Here is a 10,710-nt window from a genome sequence, read left to right on the forward strand (position 1 = left end):
CCCGATCATCTCGGGCGGGATGAACGCGCTGCGGCTGCCGGGCTTCTTCGACAATCTGGGTCATTCCAACGTCATCCAGACCTCGGGCGGCGGCGCCTTCGGCCATGTCGACGGCGGCACGGCAGGGGCGAAATCGCTGCGCCAGGCGCATGATGCGTGGAAGTCGGGCGTCGATCTGGTCACCTATGCCCGCGAGCACCGCGAACTGGCGCGCGCCTTCGTCAGCTTCCAGAACGACGCCGACAAGCTCTACCCGGGCTGGCGCGAGGCGCTGGGCGCCATCGCCACGGCCGAGTAAATCCCCGCGCGGCGTCTTCGGGCGCCGCGCTTCAACCCCATCGGGAGGAAACACAAGATGTTCGACCGTTCCATCAAGATCGCGCCGTCGATCCTGTCCGCCGATTTCGCGAATTTCGGGGCCGAGATCCAGGCGATCGAGGCACAGGGCGCCGACTGGGTGCATGTCGACGTGATGGACGGGCATTTCGTCCCGAACCTGACCTTCGGCCCGCCCGCGGTCAAGGCGTTCCGCAAGCATGTCAAGACCTTCATGGACGTGCACCTGATGATCGCGCCCGTTGACCCCTATATCGAGGCCTATGCCGAGGCGGGCGCCGACATGATTTCCGCCCATATCGAGGCCGGGCCGCATATCCACCGCACGTTGCAGGCGATCCGCGCGCAGGGCGTCAAGGCGGGCGTCGTGCTGAACCCCGGCACGCCCGCAGAGGCGGTGGCCGATGTGCTGGACATGGTGGACATGGTGCTGGTGATGACGGTGAACCCCGGCTTCGGCGGGCAGAAATTCATCCATTCCGGCGTGGAAAAGACCCGCAAGATCCGCGCCATGATCGGCGACCGCCCGATCCATATCCAGATCGACGGCGGCGTGACGCCGGACACCGCGCCGCTGGTCGCGGCGGCGGGGGCGGATTGCCTGGTTGCGGGCTCTGCGGTGTTCTCGGGCGGGTCGGTCGACAACCCCGAGGTTTATGGCGCCAATATCCGGGCGATAAGGGCGGCGGCCGAGGCGGCGCTGAAAGCGGCCTGAGGCGGACAGCGGGGGCGGTTCGCGCCCCCGCGGCCGGCCTTAGCCCTCGAAGCGGTCGGCCACCAGCCGGTCGAGCGCCAGCACGCCCCAGCCCGTCGGCCCCTTGGGGGCCAGCGGCGTTTCCTCGGGGGTGCGGGCGACACCGGCAATGTCTAGATGGATCCAGGGCGTTTCGGGCCTGACGAAACGGTGCAGGAACTGCGCCGCGGTAACCGCGCCCGCGGTCCGGCCGCCGCTGTTCCTGATATCGGCGATCTGCGACTTGATGAGCTTGTCATAGGTCTCGCCCAGCGGCATGCGCCAGGCGCCCTCGCCCTCGGTCGCGGCGGCCTTGAGGAAATCGGCGCAGAAGGCGTCGTCATTCGAGAACACGCCCGCATTGGCATGGCCGAGCCCGATGATGATGGCCCCGGTCAGCGTGGCCAGATCGACCATGGCGGCGGGCTGGAACCGGTCCTGCGCGTACCAGAGCATGTCGGCCAGCACCATGCGGCCCTCGGCATCGGTATTGATGACCTCGATCGTGTCGCCCTTCATGCTGCGCACGATGTCGCCGGGGCGCTGGGCGCGGCCATCGGGCATGTTCTCGACCAGGCCCACAAGGCCCACGACGTTGGCCTTGGCCTTGCGCAGCGCCAGCGTGCGCATCACGCCCGCGACGACGCCCGCGCCGCCCATGTCCATGGTCATTTCTTCCATGCCCTGCGCGGGCTTGATCGAGATGCCGCCGGTGTCGAACACCACGCCCTTGCCGACCAGCGCGAGCGGCGCAGCATCCCGCTTGCCGCCGTTCCAGCGCATCACGACGACCTTGGAGGGGCTTTCGGACCCCTGCCCCACCGCCAGCAGCGCGCGCATGCCAAGTTTCTTCAGATCGTCCTCTTCGAGGATCTCGACATCCAGTCCCAGTTCCTGCATCGCGGCCAGCCGCGCGGCGAAATCGTCGGTGGTCAGCACGTTGGCGGGTTCGTTCACCAGATCGCGGGTGAAGAACACGCCCTCAGCGCGGGCGGCCATGGGCCCGGCCTCGGCGGCGACGGCCTCCGGTTTGGCGACCATCACCTTGACCTTGCCGGGCAGGGTCTTGTCGCCGGTCCTGTGGTCGGAGAAGTCGTAGGCGCGCAGCGCGAAGCCGAAGGCGATATCGGCCGCGCGCGGATTCGCCCCGGCCAGCATCAGCACATCGGCCGCGCCCTGCCGCCGGGCCAGCGCGGCGCCTGCGCGGCGCGCGCAGTCCGGCGCGGGGCGCTTGTCGAGCCGCACGACATCCACCGCCTCGGCGGCGAGCCCCGCGGGCCAGCCGAGCGTCGCGGCCTCGGCCGGTTTCAGCTTGCCGAAGGCGTCGCTCGCCGTGAACCGTTCCAGCGCGCCCTTCATCAGGCGGTTGAGCCGGCGGGCGGCGGGGTCGAGCTTGCCATCGGCGTCCACGAAGACCGCGATCCGGCCCGGTGCCGTGGCGATGGCTTCGAGATCGGTTTCGGCGAAGGTGATCGCGACGGGCGTGGTCATGGCGGACTCCGTGTTTTCCTGTACCCGACCCTACCTAGCCCCCTGCCCCGCACTTGACCAGATAGCAGTTTCCGGCCCTGCCCGATTGGTCTAACGTCCCTTACGATCCGTGCCGCCCAGGGGAAGATGTGCCCAGATTCGACCGATACCTGCTTGCGCAGCTGACCGTTCTTTTCGGCTTCTTCGCGCTTGTGCTGGTTTCGGTCTACTGGGTGAACCGGGGCGTGTCGCTGTTCGAGCAACTGATCGGCGACGGCCAGTCGGCGCTGGTCTTCCTGGAATTCGCGGTGCTGACCCTGCCCAACGTGATCCGGCTGGTGCTGCCGGTCGCGGCCTTTGCGGGCACGGTCTATGTGATCAACCGCATGACCTCGGAAAGCGAACTGGTGGTGATGCAGGCGCTGGGATGCAGCCCCTGGCGGCTGGCGCGGCCGGTGATGCTGTTCGGGCTGGCGGTGGCGCTGCCGATGGCGGTGCTGACGCATGTGCTGGTGCCCGCAAGCCGCGCCCAGCTGGACGAGCGGCGCGACGAGATCTCGCGCGACATGGCGGCGCAGTTCCTGAGCGCGGGCCAGTTCCTGCACCCCGCCCGCGGCATCACCTTCTACATCCGCGATATTTCCGACCGGGGGGAGCTTTTCGACATCTACCTGTCGGATGCCCGCAGCGCGGGGACGCGGGTGACCTATACCGCCCGGCGCGCCCTGCTGGTCGAGGGCGGGACCGGGCCGAAACTGGTGATGTTCGAGGGGATGGCGCAATCCTACCGCTCCGACGACCGGCGGCTGTCGGTCGCGAGCTTCGAGGATTTCGCCTATGATATCGGGGCGCTGATCGACAGCGCGCGGCTGCGTCCGCCCCGGCTTGAAACCCTGCCCACGCGCGCGCTGCTATGGCCGAGCGACGAGATGATCGCGGCGACCGGAAAGACGCGGGCGGTGTTCCTGGTCGAGGGGCATGAGCGCACCGCGCAGCCGCTGCTGGCGCTGGCGGGGGCGCTGATCGGCTATGGCGCGCTGCTGGTGGGCGGGTTCAGCCGGTTCGGGCTGGGCCGACAGGTGCTGCTGGCGATCGTGCTGCTGATCGGGGTGAACATGCTTGGCAATGTCGCGGCTGATCTGGCCCGGCGCGAGGCCGCGCTGTGGCCGCTGACCTATCTGCCGCCGCTGGCGGGGGCCGCGATGGGGGCGGTGCTGATCGCGTTCGCGGCGCGGCGGCGACGGATTCCGACCGGGATTGCGGGGCAGGCATGACGCTGCATCTCTACTTCGCGCGCAAGTTCACGCTGCTGGTCTTGGGCCTGTTCGCGATCTTTGGCGCGATCCTGGTACTGTTCGACATGGTCGACCAGATCCGGCGCTTCGAGATCGGCAGCATCGGCTTTCGCGAGGCGCTGCATTTGTCGGCGCTGAGGGTGCCTGCGGATCTCTACACGATCCTGCCGCTGGTCGTGGTGCTGGCGACGGTGGCGCTGTTCCTGGGGCTTGCGCGGACCTCGGAACTGGTGATCACGCGGGCCTCGGGCCGGTCGGCGCTGCGCGCGCTGGTCGCGCCGGTGCTGGCCGCGCTGGTGCTGGGCGGGATCGCGGTGGCGATCATGAACCCGATCGTGGCGGCCACGTCCAAGCAGTACCGGCTGGTCACCGACCGCTACAAGACCGGCGAGACCAGCTTGCTGTCGGTCAGTTCCGAGGGGCTGTGGCTGCGCGAGGGCAGCGACGAGGGCCAGATCCTGATCCGCGCGGCGCGCACCAATCCCGAGGGCACGCGGTTCTTCGACGTGACCTTCCTGGCCTTCGGCCGGGACGGCCAGCCCGCCTGGCGGATCGAGGCGGCAGAGGCCGCGCTGGGGGGCGGGAGTTGGGCGCTGCGGGAGGCCAAACGCTGGAGTTTCGACGCGGACACGCCCAATCCGGAACTGACCGCGGTCGAGCAGCCGATTCTGTCGCTGCCCTCGGGCCTGACCAGCCAGCGCATCCGCGACGGCTTTGCCCGGCCGTCGGCGATCGCGATCTGGGACCTGCCCGAATTCATCGCCGGCCTGGAGCGGGCGGGCTTTTCGGCGCGGCAGCACCGGGTCTGGTTGCAGATGGAACTGGCGCGGCCGCTATTGCTGGCGGCGATGGTGCTGCTGGCGGCGGGCTTCACGATGCGGCACACGCGGTTCGGGCGCACCGGGCTGATGGCGATGCTGGCGCTGGGGCTGGGTCTTGGGCTTTTCTTCCTGCGCAATTTCGCGCAAGTCTTGGGCGAAACCGGGCAGATCCCGATAGCCCTTGCCGCCTGGAGCCCGCCGGTCGCGGGCATCCTGTTCTCGCTGGGGGTTCTGCTGCACCTGGAGGATGGCTGATGCGGCGCACCCCCGCCCCCCTTGCGGCCCTGGCCGCGGCGCTGGTCGCCGCGGGCGCGCTGCTGCCGGGGGCGGCACCGGCCCAGACCGGCCGCCCGGCTGCGAGCGCGCCCGCCGACCTGCCCGCCACGCTGATCGCGGACCGGGTCAGCGTGGGGGAATTGCGCCAGCTTGTCGCCGAGGGCAATGTCGAGGTGCTGCATGGCCAGACGCGGCTGCGCGCCAAGCGCATCGTTTATGACCGTGAGGGCGACCGGCTGAGTATCGAGGGGCCGATCCTGCTGACCACGGGCGAGAGCACGGTGCTGGTGGCCGACAGCGCCGCATTGTCGGCGGACCTGTCCGAGGGCATCCTGCGGTCGGCCCGGATGGTGCTGGACCGCCAGTTGCAGATCGCGGCGGCCGATATCCAGCGCGTTTCGGGGCGCTACACGATGCTGGACCAGACCGTGGCCTCGACCTGCCGGGTCTGTTCGGACTCCGAGGTGCCGCTATGGCAGATCCGCGCCCGACGAGTCGTGCATGACGAGCAGGAGCGCCAGCTGCAATTCGATGATGCGCGGTTCGAGGTGCTGGGTGTGCCGGTCTTCTACCTGCCGCGCCTGCGGGTGCCCGACCCCTCGGTGGAGCGTGCCTCGGGCTTCCTGACGCCGGGGCTTCGGTTGACCGACCAGCTGGGCACCGGGGTGAAGCTGCCCTATTTCCTGACGCTGGGCGATGACCAGGACCTGCTGATCACGCCCTATGTCTCGACCAGCCGGACGCGGACGCTGGAACTGCGCTATCGTCGCGCCTTTCGCAACGGGGCATTCAAAGCCGAGGGCGCGGTCTCGCGCGATGACCTGCGGCCGGGCGAGACGCGCTATTACCTGTTCGCCGGAGGCGGGTTCGACCTGCCGCGCGATTTCCGGCTGGACTTCAATATCGAGGGGGTGTCCGATCCCGCCTATCTGCTGGATTACGACTATTCCGACAAGGACCGGCTGGACAGCGCGCTGGCGCTGACCCGGGCGCGGCGCGACGAGCTGATCACGGGCGACCTGTTCTATTTCCATACGCTGCGCGAGTCCGAGAGCAACCGGACGATCCCGTTCCTTGTGGGCGATCTGGGCTATACCCGACGGATCGCGCCGCCGGTGATCGGCGGCATCGCCGGGTTCACGCTTGCGGCGCATGGCCATGAGCGCCGGTCGAGCGATCCGCTGGACGGCCTCGATCTGGCGCGGTTTTCGGCCGGACTGGACTGGCGGCGCGACTGGGTGTTGGGCAATGGTGTGATGCTGGGCGTTCTGGGCGCGCTGGACATCGACCATTACCGCATCGGGGACGATCTGGTTTTCGAGGGCAGCCGCACCCGGACCACGCCCGCGGCGTCGGTGGAATTGCGCTGGCCGCTGGTCAAGACGGGGGCGGGCGGCGCGACCCATGTGCTGGAACCTGTTGCGCAACTGGTCTGGAGCCGCGAGGACAAGGACGGCGTGCCCAACGAGGATAGCGTGCTGGTCGAGTTCGACGAGGCCAACCTGTTCTCGCTGACGCGCTTTGCGGGCGAGGATCTGCGCGAGGCGGGGCTGCGGGCCAATCTGGGGCTGGGCTGGACACGGTATGACCCGGCGGGCTGGTCGCTGGCGCTGATGGTGGGGCGGATCTGGCGCGAGGACGACCTGGGCCAGTTCGCGCCCGGCTCGGGGCTGGACGGGATGCGGTCGGACTGGCTGGCGGCGTTCACGCTGGACCTGCCCGGCAATCTGAGCCTGTCGAACCGCGCGCTGTTCGATGACGGATTCGACTTTTCGCGCAACGACCTGCGGGTGGCCTGGGATGGCGAGCGGGTGGAACTGGCGTCGAGCCTGCTATGGGCCGAGGCGAACCCGGCCGAGAACCGCCCGGACGACCGGTCGGAATGGGTGATGGATGCCGCCTACCGGTTCCGCGACAACTGGATCGGCAAGACCGACTGGCGCTACGATTTCGTCGCCGACCGCGCCGCAAGGGCCGGTATCGGTCTGGAATACCGCAACGAATGCGTGACGGTCGATCTTTCCCTCTCGCGTCGGTTCACCTCGTCGACTAGTGTGGAGCCGAGCACGGATTTCGGCGTCACCGTGTCGCTGTCAGGGTTTGGCGCGCGCGGAGACGGGGCGGGCCGTGCGCGGCGTTGTGCAAGGTTCTGAGAGCAGGAAGAAGACGGAGGGACGGAATGATCCGACGGATGGGCCTGGCGGTTGCGGCCGTGCTGGCGCTGATGGGCGCCGGGATCGCCTCCGCGCAGCAGGGCGGGTCCTTCGCGCCCCGGATGATCGTCAATGACCGGGCGATCACCAATTTCGAGGTCGAGCAGCGCATACGCTTCCTGCGGCTCCTGGGCAACCCGCCGCAGATCGAGAAGGTCGCGCTGGACGGGTTGATCGACGACCGGCTGCGCATGGCCGAGGCAAAGAGGCTGGGCATCGCCGTCAGCCCCGAGCAGATCGAGGAAGGCATGGCGGAATTCGCCTCGCGCGCCAACCTGTCGACCGAGCAGTTCATCGCCGCCATCGCGCAGGGCGGGGTCGCGGCCGAGACCTTCCGCGATTTCGTCGAAGCGGGGCTGGCATGGCGCGAGGTGGTGCGCGCCCGTTTCGGGCCGCGCGCCCAGATCACCGAGGCCGAGATCGACCGGGCGCTGGCGATCACCTCGCCGCGGGCGGCGGCGGCCGGCGCGCAGGTGCTGCTGTCGGAGATCGTGCTGCGCGCCGACACGCCGGAATTCCGCGCCGAGGCCGAACGACTGGTGCGCGAGTTACGCGCCTCGATCCGCAACGAGGCCGATTTCGCCGCCGCCGCGCGGCAATATTCGGTGTCGCGCTCGCGCGGGGAAGGCGGGCGGATGGGCTGGCTGCCGCTGGGCAACCTGCCGCCCGCGCTGGCCGGTCAGGTGCTGACGCTGCGGCCGGGCCAGGTGTCGGAACCGATCGAGCTGGAAAACGCCATCGCGCTGTTCCAGTTGCGCGCGCTGCGCGAAGGCGGCGCGGCCACGCCCGAGGCGGTGTCGGTGGAATATGCCCGTTTCCTGATCCCCGGCGGTTCGCTGGCCGATGCGATGCGCGTGAGCGCCCGGGTGGATACCTGCGACGATCTTTACGGGGTCGCCAAGGGCCTGCCCGAGGACCGGTTGGTGCGCGAGGTGCTGCCGGTGGCGCAGGTGCCGCAGAATATCGCGATGGAACTGGCGCGGCTGGACGAGGGCGAGGTGTCCTATGGCCTCTCGACGCCGCAGATGGCGGTGGTGCTGATGCTGTGTGCGCGCACGCCCGACCTGGGCGAGGGCGAGATCGACCGCCAGGCGGTGCGCCGGCAACTGGTCAACCAGCGGCTGGGGGAGTACGCCGAAAGCTACCTTGCCGAGCTGAAGGCCGACGCGATCATCCGCGAGCCATGACCGACCTGCCGATCGCGCTGAGTTGCGGCGAGCCCGCGGGCATCGGCCCCGAGATCGCCGTCAAGGCGTGGCGCGCGCTGGGGGCAAGGCTGCCCTTCTTCTGGATCGGAGATCCCGCGCATCTGCCGGACGGCACGCCGCATGCCGAGATCCACGCCCCCGAGGAAGCGCTGCATATCTCGGCCCGCGCGCTGCCGGTGCTGCGCCTGCCCTTCCCCGCCCCGGCCACACCCGGCCGCCCCGCGCCCGAGAATGCGGCCTGCGTGATCGAGGCCATCGCGCGGGGCGTTTCGCTGGTGCAGGCGGGCCATGCCGCCGCGATCTGCACCGCGCCGATCAGCAAGCAGGCGCTGAAGGAGGGGGCGGGCTTTGCCCATCCCGGCCATACCGAATACCTGGCCCATCTGGCGGGGGTGGAGCGGGTGGTGATGATGCTGGCCTGCGCGGCCCTGCGCGTCGTGCCGGTGACGATCCACATCCCGCTGTCGGAGGTGCCCGCGGCGCTGGAGGTGCGGCTGCTGGAGGACACGATCCGCATCACCCATGCCGCGCTGATCCGCGATTTCGGGATCGAAGCGCCGCGGCTTGCGGTCGCGGGGCTGAACCCGCATGCGGGCGAAGGCGGCACGATGGGGCGCGCCGAGATCGACCTGATCGCCCCGGTGCTGGACCGGCTGCGAGCCGAGGGGATCGTGCTGACCGGCCCCCTGCCCGCCGACACGATGTTCCACGAGGCCGCGCGGCGGCGTTACGATACTGCCATCTGCATGTATCACGACCAGGCGCTGATCCCGATCAAGACGCTGGATTTCGCGGGCGGGGTGAATGTCACGCTGGGCCTGCCCTTCATCCGCACCTCGCCCGATCATGGCACGGCCTTCGACATCGCGGGTCAGGGCCAGGCCGATCCCTCCAGCCTGATCGCGGCGCTGGAGATGGCCAGCCGGATGGCGCGGGCGCGCGCCGCATGCTCGCGGTGATTGTATCGGCCGCGGCGGGACGGTATTTCCGCACTGAAGGGCATTGGATGGGCCGGACTTGCCGTGAAACGCGTGGAACTTTCGCTGCGGGCCACGATGCTGTTCGTGGCGGTCCTGCTTCAGAACGCGGAGGCGGTGCTGTATCTGCCGGGCTGGCTGATGGCGCAGCGGCCGGATTTCGCCTGGCCGGGACCGGCGCAATACGCGGTGGCGGCGATCCTGATGACGCTGGCGGTGGCGGGCGTCGTGATCCTGGGCAAGCCGCGCTTTGCGGGCGCACATGGCTGGGCGTTGGCGATCCTGGCCGGGGCGCTGCTGATGAGCGCGGCGGGGCATGTGCTGATGTCGGCGGCCACGCTGGGCGTGATGCCCGGCGCGGTGACGGGTGCCGTGCTGCTGGGGCCGGGCGCGATCTGGGTGCTGGCCGGGCTGGTCGAGGAGCGGCAGCTGTCGGGCCTGGGGGCGGCGATCGCGGCGGGCATCGGCGCGGCGGGGGTGCCCTTCGCCTGGGGCGCGGCGCTGCGGCTGGCGGAATGGCTGATGGCCTGAGGGGGACGCGATGAGCGCCATTGACGGGCTGCCGCCCCTGCGCGCGGTGATCGCGGCGCATGGGCTGTCGGCGAAGAAGGCGCTGGGGCAGAATTTCCTGCTGGATCTGAACCTGACCGCCAAGATCGCGCGGTCGGCCGGGGACCTGACCGGCGCGGATGTGCTGGAGATCGGACCGGGGCCCGGCGGGCTGACCCGCGGGCTGCTGGCCGAGGGGGCGCGGCATGTGCTGGCGGTCGAGAAGGACGCGCGCTGCCTGCCCGCGCTGGCCGAGATCGCGGCGGCCTGGCCGGGGCGGCTGACCGTGCTGAATGCCGATGCGCTGGAGATCGATCCGCTGGCGCATCTGCGCCCGCCGGTCAAGGTGGTGGCCAACCTGCCCTATAACGTGGGCACCGAATTGCTGGTGCGCTGGCTGACCCCGCCCGACTGGCCGCCCTTCTGGCAGAGCCTGACGCTGATGTTCCAGCGCGAGGTGGCCGAACGGATCACCGCGCAGCCGGGGGGCAAGGCCTATGGGCGGCTTGCGATCCTGGCGCAGTGGCGTTGCCAGGCGCGGATCGTCATGCGCCTGCCGCCCGAGGCGTTCACGCCCGCGCCCAAGGTGGACTCAGCGGTGGTGCATCTGACGGCCCTGCCCGCGCCGCGCGCCCCTGCCGATCCGGCCGTGCTGGAGCGGGTGGTGGCGGCCGCCTTCAACCAGCGGCGCAAGATGCTGCGGGCCAGCCTGAAGGGGCTGGCGCCCGATATCGAGGACCGGCTGCGCGCGGTCGGCATCGCGCCCACCGAGCGGGCCGAACAGGTTCCGATCGAGGGGTTCTGCGCGCTGGCCCGGGCGCTGGCGGGCTAG

10 protein-coding genes are annotated in these 10,710 nt (G+C 69.9%); 9 read left to right on the plus strand and 1 reads right to left on the minus strand.

The genetic code is table 11. From position 1 onward, the window contains the following. Together ENN83_RS14115 and rpe are read left to right on the plus strand one after the other, a co-directional pair. On the plus strand, window positions 1–298 hold a 298-nt coding region (locus tag ENN83_RS14115; RefSeq protein WP_287187963.1), incomplete at its 5' end, for a RuBisCO large subunit C-terminal-like domain-containing protein. Between the two features lie 57 nt (window positions 299–355). Continuing rightward, complete coding sequence (rpe, locus tag ENN83_RS14120; RefSeq protein WP_287187965.1) at window positions 356–1,051, plus strand: ribulose-phosphate 3-epimerase; 696 nt, start codon at window positions 356–358, stop codon at window positions 1,049–1,051. A gap of 39 nt (window positions 1,052–1,090) precedes the next feature. Here rpe and ENN83_RS14125 read toward each other — a convergent pair whose 3' ends face one another. After that, the gene (locus ENN83_RS14125) at window positions 1,091–2,560 is read right to left on the minus strand and encodes a leucyl aminopeptidase (RefSeq protein WP_287187968.1); all 1,470 of its coding nucleotides are present in this window, start codon (window positions 2,558–2,560) and stop codon (window positions 1,091–1,093) included. Window positions 2,561–2,688: 128 nt separating this feature from the next. On the opposite strand from ENN83_RS14125, the gene lptF reads away from it, so the two are divergent. The 7 genes from lptF (at window position 2,689) to rsmA (ending at window position 10,710) form a co-directional block, all read left to right on the plus strand. Next, window positions 2,689–3,813, plus strand: coding sequence for an LPS export ABC transporter permease LptF (gene lptF / locus ENN83_RS14130; protein ID WP_287187971.1), 1,125 nt, complete (start codon window positions 2,689–2,691; stop codon window positions 3,811–3,813). Further along, window positions 3,810–4,910, plus strand: coding sequence for an LPS export ABC transporter permease LptG (gene lptG / locus ENN83_RS14135; RefSeq protein WP_287187973.1), 1,101 nt, complete (start codon window positions 3,810–3,812; stop codon window positions 4,908–4,910). Before lptF ends, lptG begins: the two co-directional genes overlap by 4 nt. Continuing rightward, the gene (locus ENN83_RS14140; protein ID WP_287187976.1) at window positions 4,910–7,084 is read left to right on the plus strand and encodes an LPS-assembly protein LptD; all 2,175 of its coding nucleotides are present in this window, start codon (window positions 4,910–4,912) and stop codon (window positions 7,082–7,084) included. Before lptG ends, ENN83_RS14140 begins: the two co-directional genes overlap by 1 nt. Before the next feature lie 26 nt (window positions 7,085–7,110). Beyond that, on the plus strand, window positions 7,111–8,331 hold the full coding sequence (locus tag ENN83_RS14145) for a peptidylprolyl isomerase (RefSeq protein WP_287187979.1): 1,221 nt from the start codon (window positions 7,111–7,113) through the stop codon (window positions 8,329–8,331). Beyond that, window positions 8,328–9,311, plus strand: a complete 984-nt coding sequence (pdxA, locus tag ENN83_RS14150) for a 4-hydroxythreonine-4-phosphate dehydrogenase PdxA (RefSeq protein ID WP_287187982.1) — start codon at window positions 8,328–8,330, stop codon at window positions 9,309–9,311. The genes ENN83_RS14145 and pdxA overlap by 4 nt, the downstream gene beginning before the upstream one ends. Before the next feature lie 63 nt (window positions 9,312–9,374). Continuing rightward, on the plus strand, window positions 9,375–9,860 hold the full coding sequence (locus ENN83_RS14155) for an HXXEE domain-containing protein (RefSeq protein WP_287187985.1): 486 nt from the start codon (window positions 9,375–9,377) through the stop codon (window positions 9,858–9,860). A gap of 10 nt (window positions 9,861–9,870) precedes the next feature. Next, complete coding sequence (gene rsmA / locus ENN83_RS14160) at window positions 9,871–10,710, plus strand: 16S rRNA (adenine(1518)-N(6)/adenine(1519)-N(6))-dimethyltransferase RsmA (RefSeq protein WP_287187988.1); 840 nt, start codon at window positions 9,871–9,873, stop codon at window positions 10,708–10,710.

This window comes from Rhodovulum sp. (genome assembly GCF_011048875.1).
In the GTDB taxonomy this organism is placed as follows: Bacteria; Pseudomonadota; Alphaproteobacteria; order Rhodobacterales; family Rhodobacteraceae; genus Rhodovulum; species Rhodovulum tesquicola.